Annotated in this window: 15 protein-coding genes and 1 pseudogene; 15 read left to right on the top strand and 1 reads right to left on the bottom strand. The window is 41.8% G+C overall.

Annotation, left to right across the window (positions count from 1 at the left end; genetic code table 11):
- The 15 genes and pseudogenes from ACM0OZ_RS33640 to ACM0OZ_RS33570 all read left to right on the top strand — a co-directional run.
- Positions 1–183: hypothetical protein (locus tag ACM0OZ_RS33640; protein WP_414587182.1), on the top strand; the 183-nt coding region annotated here is incomplete at its 5' end.
- Positions 104–382, top strand: a complete 279-nt coding sequence (locus ACM0OZ_RS33635) for a hypothetical protein (RefSeq protein ID WP_414587181.1) — start codon at positions 104–106, stop codon at positions 380–382. The genes ACM0OZ_RS33640 and ACM0OZ_RS33635, both read left to right, overlap by 80 nt.
- 22 nt (positions 383–404) lie before the next feature.
- Positions 405–705, top strand: a pseudogene (locus ACM0OZ_RS33630) (alpha/beta fold hydrolase); the annotation flags it as partial.
- A 36-nt stretch (positions 706–741) separates the two neighbouring features.
- Positions 742–1443: an NAD(P)H-dependent oxidoreductase gene (locus ACM0OZ_RS33625; protein WP_414587177.1), complete on the top strand. Its 702-nt coding sequence runs from the start codon at positions 742–744 to the stop codon at positions 1441–1443.
- 531 nt (positions 1444–1974) lie between these two features.
- Positions 1975–4563, top strand: coding sequence for an AAA-like domain-containing protein (locus tag ACM0OZ_RS33620; protein ID WP_414587176.1), 2589 nt, complete (start codon positions 1975–1977; stop codon positions 4561–4563).
- Positions 4564–6071: 1508 nt separating this feature from the next.
- Positions 6072–10361, top strand: coding sequence for a carotenoid oxygenase family protein (locus ACM0OZ_RS33615; protein ID WP_414587175.1), 4290 nt, complete (start codon positions 6072–6074; stop codon positions 10359–10361).
- A 171-nt stretch (positions 10362–10532) separates the two neighbouring features.
- A complete protein-coding gene (locus ACM0OZ_RS33610; protein ID WP_414587174.1) occupies positions 10533–10658 on the top strand; it encodes a hypothetical protein in 126 nt (41 codons plus the stop codon).
- Between the two features lie 126 nt (positions 10659–10784).
- Positions 10785–11591, top strand: a complete 807-nt coding sequence (locus ACM0OZ_RS33605) for an SAM-dependent methyltransferase (protein ID WP_414587173.1) — start codon at positions 10785–10787, stop codon at positions 11589–11591.
- Positions 11591–12517: a tetratricopeptide repeat protein gene (locus tag ACM0OZ_RS33600; RefSeq protein ID WP_414587172.1), complete on the top strand. Its 927-nt coding sequence runs from the start codon at positions 11591–11593 to the stop codon at positions 12515–12517. The genes ACM0OZ_RS33605 and ACM0OZ_RS33600 overlap by 1 nt, the downstream gene beginning before the upstream one ends.
- 24 nt (positions 12518–12541) lie before the next feature.
- Complete coding sequence (locus ACM0OZ_RS33595) at positions 12542–13963, top strand: tetratricopeptide repeat protein (protein ID WP_414587171.1); 1422 nt, start codon at positions 12542–12544, stop codon at positions 13961–13963.
- A 110-nt stretch (positions 13964–14073) separates the two neighbouring features.
- The gene (locus ACM0OZ_RS33590) at positions 14074–14361 is read left to right on the top strand and encodes a hypothetical protein (protein WP_414587170.1); all 288 of its coding nucleotides are present in this window, start codon (positions 14074–14076) and stop codon (positions 14359–14361) included.
- Positions 14362–15052: 691 nt separating this feature from the next.
- Positions 15053–20470, top strand: coding sequence for an AAA family ATPase (locus ACM0OZ_RS33585; RefSeq protein ID WP_414587169.1), 5418 nt, complete (start codon positions 15053–15055; stop codon positions 20468–20470).
- Between the two features lie 2 nt (positions 20471–20472).
- Positions 20473–20841 (top strand): response regulator, encoded by a 369-nt coding sequence (locus tag ACM0OZ_RS33580; RefSeq protein WP_414587168.1) that lies wholly within the window; start codon positions 20473–20475, stop codon positions 20839–20841.
- Between the two features lie 23 nt (positions 20842–20864).
- Positions 20865–23045 (top strand): AAA-like domain-containing protein, encoded by a 2181-nt coding sequence (locus ACM0OZ_RS33575; RefSeq protein WP_414587167.1) that lies wholly within the window; start codon positions 20865–20867, stop codon positions 23043–23045.
- Between the two features lie 43 nt (positions 23046–23088).
- On the top strand, positions 23089–24006 hold the full coding sequence (locus ACM0OZ_RS33570; RefSeq protein ID WP_414587166.1) for an ABC transporter permease: 918 nt from the start codon (positions 23089–23091) through the stop codon (positions 24004–24006).
- A gap of 211 nt (positions 24007–24217) precedes the next feature.
- Here the strand turns inward: ACM0OZ_RS33570 and ACM0OZ_RS33565 are convergent, their stop codons facing one another.
- Positions 24218–24523, bottom strand: a complete 306-nt coding sequence (locus tag ACM0OZ_RS33565) for a helix-turn-helix domain-containing protein (protein ID WP_414587180.1) — start codon at positions 24521–24523, stop codon at positions 24218–24220.
- Between the last annotated feature and the right edge of the window lie 134 nt (positions 24524–24657).

The raw sequence follows: 24657 nt of genomic DNA, 5'->3' as shown, positions 1-24657 counted from the left end.
TCATGCACGGTTCTGAAGACCAACGGATTTGGTGACAAATTCGTTGAGTTTAATCTGGTTGATGTGCGCTTGCTATTTGTCAATCGCCGTGTTCCAAAACTCGATACTGTTTATCCCCTTGAGCATTCTAATGGGATTGGGCTTCTATATGATGCACAGCACTTTCCAGACACAAGCGACTGAATTAGCACCCCAAGCACGAGGGACTGCGGTTTCGTTATTCGCGTTCAACCTGTTTATCGGACAGGGAATTGGCGCAGCAGCTTTCGGTAGGGTTGTGGATAGTTTGGGCTACGTTCCGTGTTTTGTTGTGGCTGGTGTTGCGATCGCCCTCCTTTCTATCTGGTACGTATATCAAAAGCAGCGTATTAGATTGGGATAAAACCGAAGCGGGAAAAATGAGTGATTACCCCTTCCCGCCCACGACTCATGGATTGTATCATCAGAGCCGGGCTATCCTGAAGAGCGACACACCAAACATGAATGAAAAACATTCATTGCCCCACGTTGGTTCTACTTGGTAAGCAGGAAATTTTAACCCCGGTGAAGTTTAATGAGCAACTTGCCCAAGGAATTCCTCACGCCGAACTAGTTGTGCTTAAGCGTGGTGGTCATGGTTTCTTGATTGAGTCGCCAGATGCTGTGGCTCAACTCATGCTTAACTTCCTAGCGAAGCTATGTCACTCTCATTTGCCTGTCTCATGACAACTTAATTTTATTAATTTGACGGATGTTGAATTTATGAAATTCTTTATTGTTCACGCGCATCCAGAACCCAACAGTTTCAATGGTACGTTGACTCGCTATGCCAAGGAAGTTCTGAAAGCTACAGGACATGAAGTCATCATTTCCGACCTTTATGCCATGCAGTTCAACCCAGTTTCTGATCAGCGCAACTTCACTTCTCAAAAAGACCCAAACTACTTTAGACAACAAGCTGAAGAAATGTATGCCACCGAAGTTAATGGCTTTGCTCCCGATATCAAAGCCGAGATGGAAAAACTCGACTGGTGCGATGTGCTGATTTTTCAGTTTCCTCTTTGGTGGTTTGGACTTCCTGGTATCCTCAAGGGTTGGGTTGACCGAGTCTTTGCAATGGGGCGAATTTATGGCGGCGGTAGATTTTATGACAATGGAGTATTCCAAGGCAAAAAAGCCATGCTGTCTCTCACCACAGGTGGTCCATTAACTATGTATACCGAAATAGGTATCAACGGTGATATTCATACTATCCTTTATCCGATTAATCACGGAATTTTTCGCTTTGTGGGTTTCGATGTTTTGCCACCTTTCATCGTTTGGAATGCAAGCCGTATCGGGGATGAACGTCGCCAAGCCTATTTGGAGGAGTACAAGCAGCGGTTGTTAATGGTGAATGCAACGTCTCCTATTGTCTATCCATCGCTTGCAGACTTTGATGAAGATTTCCAACTCAAGCAGTGATGACAGTTAGTTAAATACTAAACTTTACCTAGATTCAGTAGATTTATGTTAACTACTGCTACATCTAGGTATTTAACAATTTCAAACAGTAGTTAACCCGATTTGATATCAGTCTCAAGCACTAAATTTTACTTTAAGTATAGAGTTTTCTACCAATTTAATTTTTTTAAAAAACCACTTATTGTAATATAGGAGAAAAACATTTTCAACTGCTTGAACACTAAAATTCCCCAGAAGAATTAGGAAATTAGGGATTGTCAAAACAAGATTTAAAAACAATGTTATATTTTTGTCATAAAAACCAATACACTTAACTAGTCAATAAAAAACATAGAAATAAAAATATAATTATGACAAAATAATGAAAAATAGTCAAGATAAAATGAAAAAATAATATTTACTTAATATTTTCTACTCCATTCTGTGCTAGGAGAAACTGCCCTTACGGTAATACACTTGTATACTGAGATTACCTCATCCTTGCGAAGTATCTGTCGCGTTTACAGTTAACTTTATATTTTATAAACTGCTATGAGTAGGTTAGTTGTTTTAAACTTAGGTCAGGGAAACCTACACGATGGCTTTGCCAGTGTTACGGCACAGCTTGGAGAAGCAGACAACTCTTACCTGACCAAATTTACTGCCAGTTTGCCACCTGCACCAAAAATTCCTGAACTCTACCAAAATTGGCAGTCAGTTTACTATGCTTTCTATCAACGTTTGAGTTGGCGTCTTGATATCGAAATAGACGATAATTTTGAAATTGAAGAAGGTTATGTAACTAATATTTCAGAATCTGACATTAATGACTTATGTCAGATGTTGTCAAAAAGAATGAATGCATGGCTTAACTCAACAAAATTTCGTAAAATTGACCAACAATTACGTACACAGTTAAAACCATCTGAAGAAATTCGCTTTATTATTGAAACCAACGACACTTTGCTGCGACGACTTCCCTGGCATCTGTGGAAGTTTTTTGAGGATTATCCATATGCAGAAGTTGCCTTGAGTGCAGCAGAGTATAAAAACCCAAATAAATTGCTTGTTAATAATCGCAAAGATAAAGTTAGAATTTTAGCAATTTTTGGCAATAGTCAAGGAATTGATATCAGTCAGGATAGAACTTTTTTAGAAAAATTATCAACTCGAGCAGAAATTCAATTTTTAGTAGAGCCAAATCTGAGTTATTTAAACGAGCAGCTTTGGCAACAAGGTTGGGATATTCTCTTTTTTGCCGGTCATAGTTGCAGTAAAGAAAAAGGTTTGTTGCAAATCAATCAAACAGACACGATAACTTTGGAGCAATTAAAATATGCTCTCAAGCAAGCTATTAGTCGTGGTTTGAAACTAGCAATTTTCAACTCTTGTGATGGTTTAGGTTTGGCGCAACAACTCCAGGATTTACACATTCCACAAGTCATTGTCATGCGTGAGCCTGTACCGGATGTGGTCGCTCAAGAATTTTTAAAGTATTTTTTGGCTGAATTTTCGTCTGGAAAGTCTTTATACGCTGCGGTGCGTTCTGCACGCGAAAGACTGCAAGGATTAGAGGGGGAATATCCCTGTGCCACGTGGCTACCAGTCATTTTCCAGAATCCTGCTGAACCCCCTATGATTTGGTCACACAATGCACGGAATAAATGGAAACAGAAAACTGATTCCTCAATGTTGGCTTCGATGATGAATGCTACAGGGGTGAAAACAAACATCAGATTCCCACTAGCAACTCCGATTCTCTCTAAAACAACGACACTCGATTCACTCATAGAGACACTAAATGGCAAGCTCCTAGAATTCCAGAATCGTCCCCTCAATCACACAGAAATTTTGGTTTTACAGGGCATTTGGCAAAGTCAAACTTACAACCAAATTGCTCAGCAGGGGGGCTACAGTGCTAGCTACTTTACTAACGTAGTCGCCCCAGAGTTACGCCAAAAATTGTCTTATCTGATCGGCAAGCGTGTGACTAAAAAGAACTGTCGAGTGTTGCTCGAGTCGTATGTCACTGAACAAACTTTTTCAAAACCAACACCACCAGGACAAAATCCTCCTACCGACTTTTTCCCCAATATTAAGCAGGAAATGTCACCTCGGTTCCCCAGTGGTTTAGTTCCGCTTAACTCTCCTTATTACATTGAACACTCTTCGCTTGAAGCACAGGTTTATGAAGAAATCATGAACCCAGGAGCTTTGATTCGCATTAAAGCTCCTCAGGAAATGGGTAAAACCTCGCTGCTATTAAGAATTTTGGAATATGCAAACCATGTGGGCTACCAGACAGTGAGCCTGAACCTGCAGGAGCAAGTTGACCAAAGCATTGTGAGCGATTTAAATCGTTTTTTGCGCTGGTTGTGTGCCAACGTCTCACGTCAGCTTGAGCTTGAGCCACAATTAGACGAGTATTGGGATGATGATATTGGCAGCAAAGTGAGCTGCTCCCTCTACTTACGAAATTATGTGCTAGAGCAAATTGACTCTCCTCTGGTTTTGGCTTTAGACGAAGTGAACCAGATTTTTGAGCATCCGCAAGTGGCGAAAGAATTTTTACCATTGTTGCGTTCTTGGTATGAAGACGCCAAAAGACAACCCATCTGGCAAAAGCTGCGCCTGATTGTGGTTCACTCAACTGAAGTTTATGTTCCCCTCCAGCTTCATCAGTCCCCGTTCAATGTCGGACTACCGATTCACTTAACCTGTTTTAGTTTAGAGCAGGTGCAGCAGTTAGCCCAGCGCTTTGGACTCAATTGGACAGACGATGAGGAAGCAAGATTATTGATGGACGTCGTTGGAGGACATCCTGCATTAGTACACCTAGCACTCTATCACCTCACCCGTACAGAAGTCACTCTAGCGCAACTGCTGCAAAGTGCTTCCACACCCACGGGTATTTATTACCATCATATGCAGCGTCACTGGGCAACTTTGCAGGCACAGCCAGAATTAGCATCTGCTCTTTATACGGTGATGAGTGCGTCTCAACCCGTACAATTAGAACCCATCGTTGCTTACAAATTAAGCAGTATGGGGTTGATTAAGTTAGATAACAATAAGTCTTTACCGAGTTGTCAGCTGTATCGGCAGTATTTTCAACCGATGTTCCTGACTGCGGCAAGCTAAGTATTACCTAAAACCTTGGATACGAGTTATTTATAATATTTTTCAACTTTTGCTTTTGCAGTGTATTTAAGGTTGATTGCGGACAGCGATTGGGCTTTAGCCCAGCCTCGAAGGGGCATCACCCGTTGTCCAGCGCCAAAGGGGGATCGCCATTCATTCAGCTATCAATGCCACTGAACCTCTGCCATTAGAATCCATCGAGACTTAAGTCATAAGAAAATCATATCAAATCCGTCTCATTGCCCATAAGAAAAACCTCTCTGCATCCGGTGTATCACCGCGCCAGTCCTAATTATGGGTATTCAACCGGAGATGATATCAAACCACAAGAGAAAGGTCAGACTGCATAAGTTAGATTAACTCACTTCTATTACTGGTTAAGTGGTGATGTTAGAACTGATTTATAAAGTAAACCTTAATTGTAGGGTGCGTTAAAGCAACGCACAACGCACCAACAAATGCGATGCGTTCCGGCAAGTTCTCACTCTCTCAAACTTTCAAATCCTTACATAGCCGTAACACATCCTACTTAATATTTACTTTATAAATGACCTCTTAGGCTAATTGTAGCTGTCTAAAAAAGATCGCAGGAAAAGCCAAAGTCACTTCAGATGCAGTTCTGACTTTTCACGGGATGTGGAAAAGACAGATTGGTTCGCGAGTTTTGTACGCTGGTTAAATACCCATATCGACGTATTTGCCGCTCACAAAGCCAAGTCCGGCTTTATTTAGGCTTAAAAAGTTTCAAAGCCCCAATACTAATCCCTCTTTTGTTACTACGAGGAGACAAAAATACTGCCCCAACTTTGTCATTTAAATGCCCTTATTGAAAAAACGTAAAAATAGGTTTTTTAGATTATCATCTACCACAATAAATAAAAATTTGAATATAAATATAAAGTGTTTTTAAGTTTATTGCTTTCTCATACTAAAGACTGATAGTTTAATTACGCTGCAGGTAAATGACAAAAAACAATTTCCGTGTAAATAGGCTTACTTATACACAGATTACGAGGGTTTATACAGGGTATCATGGCTAACCAAAACACTGTACAAAAACTGTAAGAAAAAATACTGAACTAAAAACAAATTTGTTTGAAGAACTAACCGATGCAGAACTTGGAGCAGTTAGACAGTAATGTATTAGACGTGGCTAACATCAGTTTTCAAATCAATTAGTTGCCATAACTAAGCATTGCAAGAACGGGCTTTCGAGATTCTTAAACAAGGTTTGAAAGATTTAGTTGAAGAAACTTCTAAATACAAGAAGAACTAGGTTGGGTTTGCGGATGATAAGCGCGAACCAATCTTCTTTTTCCATATCTCGTGAAAAGTTAGATATGCAGTTGCGTTCAAAAATGTAATTTACTCGTGGGGTTGTTAATTGTTAGTTGATTGTCAACTGTTAACCGTTAACAGCGCTCGTAAATTACTTTTGGCAAATGCAACTTGGTGTCAGTCGCAATAAATGTTGTACATCACGTCAAATAAGCCAACGGTAAGCTGATATGAGCAACGCAATTCCAAATTTGCTAGACATCAAGCTCCAGTCAAACACTCAGCAGCCTTCATCATCGCGCTTTCCAGAGTCTATCCTGACTGTTAGCCAGCAAGAGCTATCAAAAACTCAAATGATTGTTGATGGGGTACTACCGGATGACTTATCTGGTCACGTATTTATCATGGCTCCAGTAGGACATGTGGACTCTGAGCGCATCCCAGATACTTCTATTGTCCATCCATCCAAGGACGGTACTCCACTTTTTAATGGCAATGGAATGATCTATCGGCTTGACTTTGACAAGGCCCGACAAGTGGGGTTAAAGTCCAAGATTGCTAAAACGCCGTGCTACTATGCCGATGAAGCAACACAATCTGGAACCAAATATCAAGAGTATGGATTCCGCAATTTTGGCTTGGCACGTCTGTCACCTTGGTTGGGCGTTCGCAACGTGGTCAATACGGCACTGCTACCTATGAAATTTGGAGACGATAATGAACGTTTGCTAGTTACGTGTGACGTGGGTCGTCCATACGAAATCGATACACATTCCCTTGAGATTGTAACACCTATAGGATGGAACCAAGAGTGGAGACAACAGTTGCCACTCAATATTCCTTTTGAAATGGTAATGAATACGGCGCATCCTTACTTCGATGCCCATACCAGTGAAATGTTCACGGTTAATTACGGTAAGTCATTACCCACTCTTTTATCATCCATCGTTAAACCTGATGTGGCAAAACTGCCACAAGTCATCAAAGAAATCCTAGGAAAGTTCGCGAAATTCTTAGAAGCTCCGCAGGATATCAAAACGTTAGAAATAGCAAAAGGTATTTATGATATTTTAAAGATTTTAAACAAAGAAATTAATCAAATTCCGGGATTTCTTAAGAGCTTATGGCAAGGATTGCGACAACTGCTCCAACAACTGCTCAAAGAAGTGATAGAAGGAACTGCCCTAAAACGAATCGATGAAGTCAAACAACTGGTGGAAATCGTCAAGCAAATGTTGGAAGGATTGGATAAAATTGACGATTTTGTCTATCTCATTCGCTGGGACGGTAAAAGTGACATTGAGCGATGGCGGATAAAGCTTCCTGATGGCTCAGCAGTCAAGATTAAGCATACCATGCATCAAATTGGGGTGACTCAGGATTATGTGGTGCTGATGGACACGGGTTTCAAAGTAGGGCTGGAGCAGCTTGTTACCGAACCAATTATTCAGAATAAGAAGCTAGAAAACCGAAACAGAGAGTTACTAGACTCTCCAGAATCATCCGACGAAACATATTTATATATTGTGCGCCGTGCTGATTTGAAAGCCGGACAACGCCCAGCATCTAGTCAGAAGGAAGTTGAGGTTGTAGCACAGCAGGTGGTGATACCTGAAGGGGTTATTCACTTTGTCGTAGACTATGAAAATCCTCACAACCAAATTACACTTCATGTTGCTCATAGTTGTGCTTGGGATGTGGCTGAATGGCTGCGGGACAATAACACAACCTCTAAGCTGAATAATTCACACCGTCTGCAGGGAATGGTTTCGGGTCCAGTAGACATTCACTCGCTCGGACGATATGTGATTGATGGAGAAAAAGGAAAACTGGACCCGTCACAGTCGAAGGTGATTAGCGATCGCGACTTGACTTGGGCTGTCGCCATATACACCTACAACGAGCGCGCCGCCTCGAAAAAATTCGACAATATCTACTGGAACTCTTGGGGATGCTGGGAAGATCTGTTATCCGAATTTGTTGTCAAGCTGTATGAGAATTATCCTCAACGGAAGTTATCGCTCAAGGAAGTTCGGGAAATCACAAAACAGGGCGTACCTGCTAATATATGTCGGCTGGTTGCGGACTCTAAAGAATCAATGGCGATCGCCGACAGGTATAAGTTCCCGCCAGGTTACTTTGGCAACTCCGTCCAGTTCCTGCCACGAACTCACAGTGACGGTAGCTCAACTGATGGTTATATCGCGTGTACAGTTGTCTCACACAAGAGCGAAATCTGGATTTTCGACGCCAAAGATCTAGCTCAAGGTCCCCTTTGCAAGCTAAGTCATCCTCAACTCAAGTTTGGATTTACCACCCACACGACTTGGTTACCCAAAATTGCACCCCGCACAGCTAACTACTACATTCCTGTACGTAAGGATTTTGAAAATTTAGTCAACCAACAGCGTGCTGAAATCCAGAAACTGTTTGAAGAGGCAGTATACCCCAAATTTCCTTTAACAGCTTGGCCGTCTGTCCCCGATTCCATCACAACAGCGAGTCGGTGTGAACTCTCTGGCATCAAGCTGAATATTCTTGAGTCAAAATTGCCAGCTAAAAAACTTCCAGATGGACTGCACGGTCACGTCTTCATTATGGGTCCGGTCGGTTCTGTTGATTCTGGTGGTCTTCCTCACCCCAATGGGGATCCAATCTTCAACAGTGATGGCATGATTTACCGACTCGACTTTAATCGCAACGGAGAAGTCGGTTTGAAGACACGAATTGTCAAACCGCCATGTTACTACGCCGACATAGCAACTCAACTAAAAACTAAATATGCCAAGTATCGATTCCGCAATTTCGGCATTTCACGATTCTCCCCTGACTTAGGCTCTCGCAACCAGTTAAATACTGCTTTTGTGCCCATTTACAGTCAAGAAGAACCAGATCGCTTGCTAGTCACTTGTGATGCTGGTCGTCCCTATGAGATTGATACAGAAACCCTTAAAGTTGTGACGCCTGTTGGCTCAAACAAAGAGTGGCGTCCAGAGATTAAGCTGAATTTTCCGTTTCCACCTGTCCTAACTACAGCCCATCCCGCCTTTGATGCTCGCACTCGTGAGGTATTCACCGTCAATTATGGTCGGTCATTGTTTAATTTCCTCGAAACTATACCTTCGATTCACAAGCTGGATAAATTTCTTGATGAAGTTGATGAATTTCTGGCAAAAGATGTTTTCAAGACCTTTTCCCAAGTGTCCGATAAACTTCTTCAAATCTATAACAAGTTTGTTTCACCAGACATTAGTCCAGTACCTCAGGATTTTGTTTATCTCATCCGTTGGGATGGTGTTGGTCACTTGGAGCGATGGAAGTTAGTGCTTCCAGATGGAACTCGTGTTCAGATTAAGCAATCTCTACATCAGATTGGAATAACCAGAGACTACGTAGTCCTGATGGACACAGATTTCAAAGTTGGAATCACTCAGGCATTCAACAATCTTTTTCCGAGTCATAAGAAAGTAGAAGAACTCATAAGAAAGTTACTGACACTGCCAGTGTTACCGGATACTACACTTTATATTGTCCGTCGTGCAGACTTGAAAGCCGGACAACGCCCAGAAGTGAGTCACAAGGAAGTTGAAGTTGTAGCGCGGAAGATAGTCATCCCACAGGCTGCAATCCATTTTGTATCAAATTACGACAATCCTGACAACCAAGTTACGCTCTACGTAACCCATAACAGTGCAGATGTTGCTGAGTGGGTGCGCCAGAATGACAATTTAGCCTCTAGCCCCAAAACTCTCGTACCGCCGAACCTAGTAGGTATGCTGACTAGTGTGACGGACATTAGCCGTCTAGGTCGTTACGTCATAGATGGTGAAAGCGGAGAGATTCTTGATTCAAAGAAGTTAAGTGATTCCAGACAAACTTGGGGGGTAGGGCTTTATACTTACTGTGATAGGTTATCAACAGGTCTACCTTCAGCACAGGTAGAAAATATTTACTGGCAGTCTTCGGGATTCTGGCAAGAGCTATGTACAAAATTTATCTTCGACCTGTACAAAGATGACAAATACCGGGTCGTGTCACCGGAGGAACTACTTCACGCAGACAGTGGACGAAGCAGACCGTCTTGTTTATTCCGTCTAGATACAAAACACATGGTGATTGCTGACGCTTATGAATTTCCTGTGATTTCTGAAGACGACAAACACTGGGACAGTCACATGGTCTTGTCTCCACAGTTTGTACCCCGCGCTGATGGTGATGGTAGTTCAACTGATGGTTACATCGTTTGTACCGTTGTCTCAAAAGACGGGGATCAAATTTGGATCTTTGATGCCAAGGATCTGGCTCAAGGACCCCTTTGCAAGCTCGGTCATCCCTCACTAAATTTTAGTTATACAATACACACAGCTTGGTTACCTAAAATCGCGCCTCGTACAGCTGGTTATAACTGTCCCGTGCGCGAAGATTATCAAGACCAAGTGGAGAAAAATTCTCAAGATATTCAAGATTTGTTTGAAACGGAAGTTTACCCGTATTTTGAGGGCAATTCACCTGTAGTTTGAACTATTTCAAACCTTGAATTTTGTGCTGATTTAAGGGGATGATTGTGGAGGGCGATCGCCTCCCTTCTGGCACCTTTGCAATCGCTGCGAAGGCGGGCACTCTGTGCCATCGTACTCGTAGCGTAGCACAGTGAGCTTTACCTTAATGGCCCTGTGAGCGAAACAACAGTTATGTGCACCAACAACACGGCACTCAGCAGTGACGAAAGCAGTGATTGTCTGGACAGATCCTATTTACATCGGCAAGCGGCGCTTTCACTGCACTATTTGTATGACCCCAACGCTCACAGCAAGTAGGTAAGTATGGTGGTGTTCTTGCTATTGTCATCCCAAAAGTGCATAAGTTGATTTTGCTTACACTTATCAAGAATATGTGAGGAAAGCAAACAAGCTTATGTTCCTAAGATGAGAAGGAGGTCGAATTTGAAAGCTGGTTTGTTAACTGTTGTTGGCACAGGTATTCAATTGGTTGGTCATCTCACCTTAGCGGCAAAAGCTTGGATTGAGCAAGCTGACAAGGTTTTGTTCGCTGTCGCAGATCCAGTCACAGCAAAATGGTTACGCTCGCTCAATGCAACGGCAGAAGCCCTGCCTTATAATACCGACAATCAGCGGCGCAAACAGACCTATCGTGAGATGGTCGATGTGATTCTGTCCCAGGTTCGTCAGGGGTTGAATGTCTGTGCTGTTTTTTATGGACATCCGGGTGTATTTGCTGATCCAGCGCACGCAGCCATTCAACAGGCGCGACGGGAAGGCTTCCAAGCGCAGATGTTACCAGGAATTTCTGCAGAAGATTGCTTATTTGCTGACCTTGGTCTTGATCCGGGGCGCAATGGTTGTCAAAGCTTTGAAGCAACGGATTTTCTGATTCGGCAGCGCAGATTTGATCCCACGAGTGCTTTGATTTTGTGGCAGATTGCAATGGTAGGCAATCTTGGGTCTTACAAACCAGGAGAACAGTTTCGTCCTTTAACTGTATTGACAGAGGTCTTAAAAACACATTATGGCTCTGAACACGAAGTCATTGTTTATGAAGCAGCCGTTTATCATCCGGTCTGTAAGCCTGTTATCCAACGGGTGCCACTGGATAAGCTGCCAGAGACTAAGGTAAGGGAGGTTTCGACACTTTATGTTCCGCCTAAAGCCCCAGCACCTGTGGATCGTGAAATGCTGGAGCGGTTGGGTATGTCTGTGTCCATAGAACACATAAGGGAAGAAACTAGGTAATGGAACACTACGAGGAGACTTTAACAAACCTCAATCGGTCGATAAATAAGAATCCTGACGACATAAAGGCTCTTGCCCATCGAGGGGAGATTTACCGACTGATGGAACGTTATTTTGAAGCCCTGACAGATTTCAACCAGGTGATCCATCTGAAACCCGATTACGTTTGGGCGATCGCTCACCGGGGTGAAACTTACCATCGCATGAAACGCTTTTCTGAAGCTTTAGCTGATTTCAATCAAGCGATTGAGCTAGAACCTGACTATGCTTGGGCTATTGCTCACCGGGGCGTAACCTACCGCTTTCTGGGGGAAGCATATTATACAAAGGCACTGGCTGACTTAAATCGAGCAATCGAGCTGAAGCCGGATTACCTTTGGGCAATTGCCTATCGCTGCCGCGTCTATGCACTAATAAAGTACTACGAGCAAGCCCTGACTGACTTCGACCGAGCGATCGCCTTTGACGAAACCATATTTGGGAAAAATTGGCGAATTGAGAGAGGGTTGATCCTTTGCTACAACGGTCAATATTCTGAAGCGATCGCCTGTTGCGAGCAGAGATTGCACGAAGATCCTTATGACACTACAGCTTTGTATTGTATTGCAGTAGCTAAGGCTCGCTGGCAAGGATTGGACAAAGCCAAAAGCGAAATTGCAAACGCGCAAACAGCGTTACTCTCTAAATGGGAGACAGGAGATCACGGAGATATCCTGTATCGGCTTAGCGGCTTAGCCATATTAGAAGGTAATACTCAGCAAGCATGGCAGTATCTCCAAGAGGCTATTCCGCTCAATGATGAAGCCATTGAGTTAGTCAATTGCGATCCAGCTTGGTTGGACGGGCGACATGACTCAAGAACTCAGGCATTACTGACTAGTCAAGCTTTTGAAGCGACAAACCTCAAGGAATTAAGTGTTCACTAAGCGTTAAGAAGGAATTTGATTCAGATGAGCCAGAACATTCACTCTCGTGCCCAAAAGGCAGAAACACTTCGCTTAACAGGGGCATATGAAGAAGCTATCAAAGTTTTTGAAGAGCTCCAAAAGGAGAACCGAAACAGTGCTTGGAATGCTTGGGTTAACGCCCACCTAGGAGTAACTTATTACCAGATAATGGATTATGAGAAGGCAAGACAATATTTAGAAAAGGCCATTGCACAAAATGATGGATATCTTTGGGCTCACGCACAATTAGGGGAAACCTATCGTATGTTGGCGATCGTGGACAGGCGGAACAAGGATGAGATTGAGAATGCCATAAAACATTTCCTCAAAGCGATTGGTTCTGATTTAGAAAATAGTGACTATGCATGGGCATTAGCTCACTTAGGAGCAACTTACCGCCTGGAAATGACTCGTGAACCCAACATATATGACGATAAAATAGAGATAGATCAAAACAGCAAAGAAAATGCATTAAAGTGCCTTAGCAGAGCAATTGAACTTATCCCCACCTATGCCTGGGCTTGGGGTATGCGAGCATCAGTTTACAGATTAGCTCAAGAATATGAGGATTCATACTGGGATCTGGAAGTTGAGACAGTAATAGCTCCAGATATTGAAGTCTTGCAAACCTCTCGTTCACCGGTTCCTTTATTGGTAAGTAAAAGGTTAAATCTTCACGAGCATGCATTACTGTCTCTTTATTTGACAAAAGAAGGATACCAAGAAGGGAGAGTTGTAAAGGAGAAACAAAAAGAAGAGAGAATAAAACACTGTAGGAGAGGAATTGCTTATGCCCAAAAAGCTTTGATCGTTCAACCAGGTGACCTTATTGCCAAGCTAATTCTTCTGGTAGCTAAAGTGAAGCTAGAGAAAGAAGAAGCTGAGCAAAAGAAAGATCTGAATGATACTACACCAGAAGAACTAGACAAAGAAATATCTCGATTGTTGAATGACTTAAAGTTAGTATTTCCTGAACAGTGTAAGACGGTATTACACTATTTAATTAAGGCTGGACAGATTTGTTTTGAGAAATGTTTGTATGATGAGGAGAGTTTGAAAGAGTTTAGTGACAAAATAAGTGAGGAACACCCAATCAAACAACTTGTTTTGAATGATTTGCTCCAAGACCCTACTTTACGTGAGGACTTTCAGTCAAATCCTGATGAAAAAGCAAAACTGTGGATATGGCAAAACTTTGCACTAACGGAGTCATGTAGCCATGTACTTTTCCTACTTGCTGACTTAAGCTACCTGACAAAACTTCCTAAGCTAGGGGACTCAGAATATTATCGATGGCTTGCCAATTTAATCAATCGTTACTTCAATTTTGAAAGGACTTTGCAAACTCCAGCATTGCCGAATGATAGACGGTGTGAACTCCTAAGGAATTTTAAGTCGAGTTGGGAGAAAAGCATCAACTCATAGAGCAGTTGAGGGGGCAGTTTGACAAGCAAACTGATTAGTACTGAGGAGCCTGATCTACAGCTTCCTAAGTGAATCAATGACTAATAAATCAAGTATCAGGAGGATATAGTATGGGTAAGCTGTTTCATTTGTTAACAGATTTAGCACTTGACCCCAAAAAACAAAGTATCTTCATCAATAACCCCAGATTCTTAATGGATGAAGTGGGTTTATCTCAAGCAGAGCAAACTGCAATCATGAGCAAAGAAGATGCTAAAGTTGCAGCGTTTTTTGCACACGAAATAGTTCAACCCGCTGTTACTACTAGCGATCCTGGACCTGATCCCTTGCCAGATCCAGATCCCTTTCCTTTGCCAGATCCAGACCCTTCTCCTTCTGATCCACTAAAAGAACCCTAAGTGGGATTTGCTTGTAGAGAGTGCTATTACAGCAGTTTTCACGTATTTGAACCACACTGTAAGGGCACAGCAATGCTGTGCCCCTACGGCAAATGTGGTCTATTTACCTGAAAATAGCTGTAAGCTCAATTTTCTGAGTTTTGAGAAGTCTGCATTCAGTTCAACGTAGCTTGTAAAGAACTTGGCGGACTGACGTATATGCTTAGCTGACTTTTCACGGTTGGGTAAAAACCTAGAAAAATCTGCCAGCCTCCGTAAGATGCCCGATGAAAGATTGTCATTTTTGTATACCAGTACTTTCGGGGCGATTTTTCCGTCAATACGAGGCTTAGAACCCGTTAACTTGTAATGAGGAAGCTCCCAAAGGGAGCCGCTTCGCTAAGGCAAATTTTTCAGTCTTTCGATGAAACGGTATGTGGATTCATGTCATTTTAAGGGTTTCCCCAAGCCTGATTTTTCCGTTTGTCATTTTCAAGAATCTCAAATTATTGAAAATAATGCTGTGGAAAAAGCCACGCTGTTTCATAGTTTGAGAACTTCCTGTGAAAAGTCAGATATGCTTAGTAGGTGAGATGAAAGTGAAATCCCTCATGACTCCCCAAGATTGAGAAAGTAAAATAATATTTTATTAAACTCAAACCGCAGTTGTTGCGGTTTTTTTCTAATAATAGCTCCTTGAAAGGAGGTAAAGATGCACAAAGTTTCAGGTTACCAAGTTACTGAAAAACTGTATGAAAGCAGCAACTCCCTAGTCTATCGCGGATATCGGCTAGAAGATAACCAACCTGTTATCCTTAAAATGCTCAAACAAGCCTATCCTCCACCTGAAAAAATTGCTTGGTTCAAACGAGAGTATGAAATAACCCGAAGCATTAACCTAGCAGGTGTAATAGATGTTTACAGTTTGGAAAACCCAGAAAATAACTGGGTCATCGTGTTGGAAGATTTTAGCGGCGAATCCCTCAATAGAATAATCTCCAAGAAGCAATTCACAATTGCTGAGTTTCTCCACCTGGCAATTGAGATTATTGACATTCTCGCTCAGGTTCACCAGCAGCATATTATTCATAAAGATATTAACCCATCAAATATCATTTTAAGTCAGAAGACAGGTAAGCTTAAGCTCATTGATTTTGGGATTTCAACAACACTGTCCCGGGAAAACGCAACCTTTCGCAACCCAAATGTGTTAGAAGGGACGCTAGCTTATATCTCGCCAGAACAAACGGGTCGAATGAATCGAGCAATCGATTACCGCACTGATTTTTACTCGCTGGGGGTGACCTTTTATGAATTACTGACAGGAAAGTTACCTTTCCCTACAGATGATGTTTTGGAATTAGTGCATTGTCATATCGCCAAACAACCTACACCACCGCACGAACTCAAGCCAGAAATTCCACCAATTATTTCGGCGATCGTATTGAGATTGATGGCGAAAAATGCTGAGGAGCGCTATCTATCAGCGTATGGGATAAAGGCAGATTTAGAAGAATGTCTCAGACAGTGGCAGAGCAAAGGGCGAATTGATCCTTTCCTAATTAATCAGCACAATGTTTCTGACCAATTTCAAATCCCGCAAAAACTGTATGGACGAGAACAGGAAATTTCCACCTTATTAGCTGCTTTCGATCAAGTCAGCCAAGGAGCCAGTGAAATGATGCTGGTGTCGGGCTATTCTGGTATTGGAAAGTCAGTGTTAATACAAGAGGTATATAAGCCACTAACGCGCCAACGCGGCTATTTTATTTCTGGTAAGTTTGACCAGTTTCAACGAGATATTCCCTACGCCTCCTTAATTCAGGCATTTCGGTCATTAGTACAACAGTTACTTACAGAAAGTGAGGCGGAGATTAACAATTGGCGAGAAAAGTTGCAAGTGGAATTAGGGGAAAATGGACGGGTTATCATTGAAGTCATTCCTGAGGTAAAACTGATTATTGGTTCACAACCACCCATACCAGAACTTCCTCCGGTAGAATTGCGGAATCGCTTTAATCTTGTTTTTCAAAAGTTTATTAAGATATTCACTCAACCCGAACATCCGCTAGTCATTTTCTTAGACGACTTACAGTGGGCAGATACAGCTTCGCTGGAATTCATTCAACTGCTAATGAAAGCAGGAGAAAATAAATATCTTTTTCTCATTGGGGCATATCGAGATAATGAAGTAAACGAGGTGCATCCACTGATTCAAACTTTAGAAAAAATTGAAAAAGCAAGAGTAATAATTAATAGAATATTACTTCCACCATTAGCCTTAAGCGATGTTACACAACTTATAAGTGATACGTTTTTTGTAGAATCAACAACTGCAAAACCGCTTGCCCAATTGATACAGGAAAAAACTGGTGGGAATCCGTTTTTCATCAATGAGTTTCTAAAATCTTTGTATTCTGAAGGATGGTTATATTTTAACTATGGTTCTCAAAGATGGCAGTGGGACTTAGAACAAATCAAAGCGCAACCACTGACAGATAATGTTGTGGACTTGATGACTAAAAACGTAAAAAAAAGACCCACAGAAACTCAGGCAGTATTAAAATTAGCAGCTTGCATAGGTAACCAGTTTGACTTGAAAACACTGGCGATCATATATGAAAAATCTATCCGGGAAACTGCAGCAGATTTACGGTCAGCGCTCCGCTCGGGCTTAATCATACCTCTTAGCTATGTCTACCAATTAGTGGAACTTGATGTAGAAGGTTTGTCAAATCGGTTAGTTGCAGAATACAAATTCGCCCACGATCGCATCCAACAAGCAGTTTACTCGCTCATTCCCAAGACAAAGACACAGGCAGTACATCTACGCATTGGAAAGTTGTTACTGCAAAATAGATCATCTGAAGAACCTGAACAAAAGCTGTTTGAGATTGTTAATCAGTTGAACAAAGGTCGGGAGCTCATTGAGGGACAAACAGAGCGAGATGAGTTAGCTCAATTAAATCTACGGATGGGGAAAAAAGCCAAATCCTCAGCAGCTCGTCAACAGGCTTTCAATTATCTCCAAATCGGCATAAGTTTGTTGGGAAAAAAGAGTTGGTCGCAGCAGTATAACCTCTCCTTAGATTTGTATGTTGAAGCAGTAAAAGCGGCTTATACAATTGCCAACTACGACGAAATGGAGCGATTGAGTAAAATAGTTTTGCAAAAAGCTCAAACGCTGCTAGACAAAGTTAAAGTCTATGAAGTCAAAATGCAAGCTTATTGTGCCCAAATTAAATTTATAGAAGCAATCAAGACAGGGCTAGAAGTTCTCAAGTTACTTGGGGTAGAATTACCCGAAAGACCAAGCCAATTAGATCTAACGCGAGAAATAGAGCAGATAAAATTTGCTTTAGGGGGGAGACAAGCCAACGAGCTAATCGATTTACCACAAATGACCGATCCACATAAACTAGCAGCTATGCGGGTTATGAACTACTTGTTTGGTCCTGCTTTCATAGCAATGAACCAACTGAGCTTGGTCAATTGGTGCCGTCAGGTGAAGTTATCAATTCAGTACGGGCATTCTGCTGATTCTGCTTTTCCGTATGTAGGTTATGGGCTTATTCTCTGCTTAACAGGAGAGCTTGATACTGGCTATCAGTTTGGTCAACTTGCTTTGAAGTTAATAGAACAATTCAAAGATAAAACATTCAAAGCAAGAACTTATGCAATGTATAACTTATTTCTCAAGCATTGGAATGAACCTCTGCGGGACACATCATCTTTTTGCTTGGAAGCTTATCAAAGTGGGATAGAAACTGGAGATTTTGAATATGCTGCGTCTGCGATAGCTGGATATGCCTATGCTTTATACCTAAGTGGAGTAGAACTAATGGATGCTAAGAAAGAGATGGCAAAAGCGATCACAGCTACTAGTCAAACTCAGCAGGAAGCTTACCTTCATTGGACCCAAATGTATATGCAGGCTATCCTTAACTTGCTGGGACAAGCCGACAATCCATTACGTTTGATTGGTGAAATATACGACGAACAGAAGATGATGCCAGTTCATCTTGCAGCTAAAGATCGAAGTGCAATGATGCACGCTTATTCACATAAACTTCCTCTGTGTTATCTTTTCCAGGAATTTCAGCAAGCCGTTGAAAATGCAGACCAGTTTGAAGAATATGCTGCTAATGCAGGCTCATCATTCATCCTTCCCACTGCCTACTTCTATGACATACTGGCTCGGTTAGCAGTTTATCCTAATGTCTCAGAGGCCCAAAGAGAACAAATCCTGAGAAAGGTTGCTGCAAAACAAGAAAAAATGGAACTATGGGCAAAGCAAGCTCCCATGAATTTTCTGCACAAATTTTATCTGCTAGAAGCCGAACGTGCTCGCGTATTAGGCAGAGATAAGGATGCCAGGGAATATTACGATCGCGCCATTACCCTAGCCCACGAAAACGAATATCTCAACGAAGAAGCCCTCGCCTACGAGCTGGCAGGTAGATTTTACCTAGCCAGAAACCAAAACCATGTTGCTCGCCACTACCTGCAAGATGCCCACTATGCTTATCAACGCTGGGGGGCTGTGGCTAAAGTCAAGGATTTGGAGGCACGATACCCACAGTTTTTAGCCAATACCTCAACAGATACTTTTCCAACTCGCTTAAATCTCTCAACTACCGACACGGGTAAAACGACATCTGATGTCTTAGATTTAAACAGCGTACTGCAAGCTTCGCAAGCTCTAGCTAGCGAAATTGTGCTGGAAAAGTTACTGCAAAAATTGATGCGACTTGTGATTGAGAACGCAGGTGCTCAAAAAGGTTTTATGATTCTACAGCGCTCAGGTCACTGGGTTATTGAAGCTCAAGGAACTGTAGATTCTGATAACGTTACCATACTGCAATCCCTTCCCTTAGACTGCGAAGATTCTGACAGTTCACTTCCCCTCGTCTGTGCCGCCATCATCAACTATGTCGCTCGTACTCAGGAAAATGTGGTCTTAAATAATGCTGTCCATGAAGGACAATTTACCCGCGATCGCTACATTGTCGCCACTCAACCAAAATCCATTCTCTGCACTCCCCTACTCTATAAAGGCAAACTGAGCGGCATTTTATATTTAGAAAATAATCTCACAACAAGCGCATTTACGAGCGATCGCGTCGAAGTCCTAAAAATCCTTTCTGCTCAAGCAGCCATCTCAATTGAAAATTCCCGTCTCTACGAACAGTTGGAGGATTACAGCCGCACTCTCGAACAGAAAGTGAAGACGAGAACCCAGGAATTAGAAGAAAAAAATCAGGATTTGGCAAGTCTGTTGCAAAAGCTCAAAGCCACGCAAGCTCAGATTATCGCACAAGAAAAATTGGCTTCTCTGGGCGCTTTAACAGCGGGTATTGCTCATGAAATCAAAAATCCCTTAAACTTTGTTAACAACTTTGCCGAACTTTCTGTAGAGTTAACCCAAGAACTGCTCGAAGAAATTGAAAATCAACAAGACCGATTAGACTCAGAATCGAGAGAATACATTGAAGAGATTTTAAATGATCTTAAGCAAAACGCTAAAAAAATTAATGAGCATGGCAAACGAGCAGATAATATAGTGCATGGAATGCTGATGCATTCTCGGGGTCAAACTGGCGATCGCCAACAGACTGACATCAATGCAATGCTTGCAGAAGCTATTAGTTTAACTTATCACGGGATGCGTGCTAAGGATCCTGCCTTTAACATCGTTATAGAAACTGACTATGATGACAACCTTGATTTAATCAATGTTGTGCCGCAGAATATCAGTCGTGCTTTCATAAATCTTATTAATAATGCTTGCTACGCTACGTATACAAAGAAAATGCGTTTTCAAGCCGAGGGTAACGCTGAAGAATTCTTACCTAAACTCATATTGAGTACAAAAGATTTAGCTAACTACATAGAAATACAGATCCAAGATAACGGCGAAGGTATTCCGCAGAAATTGCGAGATCAGATTTTTAATCCTTTTTTTACCACCAAGCCACCCGGCGAAGGAACGGGTTTGGGTCTTTCTATTACTCATGATATTATTGTTCAGCAGCATCAAGGAAATATCAGAGTAGAAAGCCAAGTAAACTCTTATACACTGTTTATCATCACTTTACCCAAGAATTTTCCCTATAAAAAAGAAATTTAAAAATGGAAGTAATGGTTGTAGACGATGAACAAGACGTTCAATTTTTGTTTGAGCAAAGATTTAGAAGAGAACTCAGACAAAATCAAATCTCCTTATATTTTACCTTGTCAGCAGAGGAAGCACTGGAACAATTACGAAGTAACCCAAGTAATTCTTTATCTCTGATACTGACAGATATCAATATGCCTGGTATGAACGGGCTAACTCTTCTCAAAATTATTAAAGAAAATTATCCTACTTTAAAAGTGTTTGTCATTACTGCTTATGAGGATGAACAGAATTATTTAACTGCTAAAAGATATGGGGCTGATGGTTTTATCACAAAGCCAATAGAATTTAACAAACTTAAGGAAAAAATATTGAATTCGTAAACAATCCCAATCAGGACAAAACTATGCCAGCTAAAATACTGGTTGTGGATGATGAGCCTGACTTAGAACTGCTGCTTTGTCAGGCATTTAGAAAAAAAATTCGTCAAAAGCAATTTCAATTAATTTTCGCCCAAAATGGATTAGAAGCCCTCGAAAAGCTAGAAGCTGAACCGGATATAGATATAGTTTTAACCGACATCTATATGCCGGAAATGGATGGGCTAACTTTACTTACTAAACTTAATGAGTTATATCCTATCATTAAAGCAATCATTATTTCTGCCTATGGCGATATAGAAAATATCAGAACGGCAATGAATCGGGGTGCTTTTGACTTCCTGACTAAGCCGATTAATTTTCAGGATTTAGAAATTACTACTAACAAAACTCTGCAACATGTGCAGCGGATGAAAGCGGCTCGCGAACAGGAGCGTTTAGCACAGCAGGCTCAAGCAGAATTATTGAGCCGTCTGCAACAAGAGGTCACAGAACGCCAGCGAGCAGAGGAAGCATTGCGCGAAAGTGAGAGAAGACTGGCTCAATTTCTGGAAGCTGTGCCAGTGGGGGTATTTGTCGTTGATACTAACGGTAAACCCCACTATGCCAATCAGACAGCACAGCAAATACTGGGCAAGGGAATTGAACTTGGAGCTACAGCTGCACAATTGACCGAGATTTATCAAGTTTATCAGGCGGGAACGGAACAGTTGTACCCCACGCAAGAGCAACCCATTCTACAAGCATTAAATGGGGAAAGTGTAACCGTTGATGACATGATGATCCACCAAGCTGACAAAATTATCCCTTTAGAGGTGTCAGCAACCCCGATTTATGATGAGAAGGGAGAAATTGTCTATGCCATAGCTGCTTTTGCTGATATCACCCAACGCAAACAAGCGGAAGCGGAGCGAATTAAGTTTACCCAAGAACTAGCACTCAAAAACGCAGCTTTACAGCAGGCAAAAGACGCATTAGCTGAATCCAACCGTACCTTAGAACAAAAAGTCGAAGAGCGTACTTGCGAACTCTCACAAACCCTCGAAATTCTTAAAGCCACTCAAGCTGAATTGGTGTTTGAAAACGCTCTGCTTAAAAATGCAGAACAATCTTCAACTTTTGATTATCAAGTAGGCGGTAGTTTGCCAATGAATGCTCCTACATATGTGGTGCGTTCTGCAGATCGTTTGCTCTATCAAGCACTAAAGCGTGGAGAATTTTGTTACATTTTGAACACACGCCAAATGGGCAAGTCAAGCCTCATGGTACACATGATGGACTATCTCCAAAAAGAGGGGTTTAGCTGTGCAGCGATTGATATCACTCGCCTTGGCACTGAAAACGTGACTCCTGCACAATGGTACAAGGGATTTGCCGTGGAGTTATGGCAAAATTTTAATTTGTTTGGAAAAGTCAATCTGAAAGCTTGGTGGAATGAGGAAAAAGATTTATCGCCTATCCAATGCTTGAGCAGATTTATAGAGGATATTATACTTGCTCAGGTTAAGAGTGAAAAGGTATTTATTTTTGTAGATGAAATTGATACTGTTTTGGGCTTAAATTTTCCAGTCAATGACTTTTTTGCTCTCATTCGTTCTTGCTATAACCAACGTAGTATTAATCCAGAGTATGAACGTTTAACTTTTGCTTTGTTTGGAGTAGCAACACCTTCAGATTTGATAACTGATCCCCAAAGAACGCCTTTTAACATTGGTCAAGCAATTCAACTCAATGGCTTTCAAATTCATGAAGCTCAACCTTTACTTTATGGATTGACAGAGAAAGTGAGCAATCCACAAGTGCTGCTCAAAGAAGTGTTAGCTTGGACAAGCGGTCAACCTTTTCTGACTCAAAAACTTTGTAAACTCATACGCCGTGCTTCATCCCCGATTCCTACAAATAATGAAGCGCAATGGGTTGAACATTTGGTACGGACTTGTGTGATAGACAATTGGGAATCTCACGATGAGCCAGAGCATTTGAGAACTATCCGTGACCGAATTCTTAACAGTGAACAGCAACCTGTTCGGCTACTACAACTTTATCAACAAATTTTGCAGCAAGGAGAAGTTGTCTCTGTAGACTCTCCAGAGGAAAGGGAATTGCTGTTATCCGGGCTAGTTGTCAAGCAACAGGGTTCTTTAAAAGTGCATAACCGTATTTATGAATTAATATTTAATCCTAGTTGGATCAATCTCCACCTGTAAATTTTGAATTTTGAATTTTGAATTTTGAATTGCTTATAGGCTTGTGTCTACTCAAATTCCTCACTCTCCATTACATCCTCCAAATAATGTAGCCCAACCACCAAAATTACCTCGCCCACGGCTCCACTGGCTACAACCCTTGGCATTGCTTGCACCTGCTGGAATTTGGTTGTTGCTTTTGCTGGTGCTGCCAACACTGATAATCTTTGAGTTAAGTTTGGTACCAAATATTCGCCCTGGAGATGTGGTGAACCCCAGTGGATTTGCGAACTACATCCGGATATTTGACCCCTTATACCTGCAAGTTATCGGGCGATCGCTCTTTTTTGCAGTCAGTTCCACAATCATTTGTTTAATCTTGGGTTTCCCCGTCGCCTATTGGATTGCTCAGAGAGCACCTTGGCGCTGGCGAAATTTGCTACTTATTGGCTTTATCTTGCCTTTATGGACTTCGTCTTTACTTCGCTCTTATGCTTGGATTACAATTCTCCGCCCTACTGGGTTACTCAATAGCATTCTTAGTAGTTTCAGCTTACCGACTTTAGATGTCCTTAACACCAGTCCAGCTGTCTTAATTGGCATGAGCTATAGCTTGTTGCCGTATATGGTTTTGATTTTATACGCTGCTCTAGAAAAACTAGACAAGCGTTTGCTAGAAGCCGCAGCTGATTTAGGCGCAAATCCCGTGCAAACTTTTTGGAAAGTCACTGTACCTCAAACTCTCACAGGAATTGCTGCAGCTTCTTTTTTGGTGTTCATCACGGCATTTGGCGATTTTATCAATCCCGAATTACTTGGTGGTGCTTCCAGTATGACGGCGGCGCGGTTGGTTTACAACCAGTTTCTTGGAGCAACCCAAAATTGGGGATTTGGTTCAGCTTTGAGTATGACAATAATTTTGGTTGTTAGTATGGCTATTGCTCTTTTAATTAAGTTTGGCGAAGCTACACCAAAGCAATAAAAAAAATTGGCGTTGCTAATTAAGAGGTCATTTATAGCAATCCGCGCAGGATTTATGAAAAATCTTAAGTATTGTAGGGTGTGCCGTGCTTACCGTATTTTGCCCACTAGATTTAGGTTTTGCGTTCGCACTGCCCTATTAACCGTGTCGTTCAAAAATCTGCACAGGAGTCCTATATAAAGTAAAAATAAATTAAAACACAACTGAAAATTTAACTCGCTTTTGCTTCATCGCCTAATGCCTCTGCCGCAGCAGCCAACCTAGCTGCTCCAGGTTGAACTATCTGAGCCACTTGGCTAAGAGGCAGATGATTAATTTGCCTAAGAATCAAACTTAAATCTGAAGCTTCTGATACTGGCTTGCCTTCTAAGCAGCAGAGTAACTCCTCGAATGTATAGCCTGCTCGCGCTGCTATTTGAGCCAAATTTTCTGTATCTGGCACCTTAACGCCCTTTTCCCACATTTGAACAGCAGTCGCAGAAACTCCCAACAGCTTACCAAAAGCTCGCTGACTCATCGAACCACGAGCTAGCTTGATGATCTCAATCAGTTTTTGTCTGCTTTTTGAGCCACACCCCCAAATTTTATTTGGGGGATTCTGGCTGGAAGTTGGGATTAGCTTTTTGCTCGATTTTGTTTGCACAAAATAGC

This window comes from Scytonema sp. PCC 10023 (assembly GCF_963920835.1).
GTDB lineage: Bacteria > Cyanobacteriota > Cyanobacteriia > Cyanobacteriales > Nostocaceae > Kalymmatonema.
Note: the sequence above shows the minus strand (reverse complement) of the source record. Positions and strands in the feature narration are given on the sequence as shown.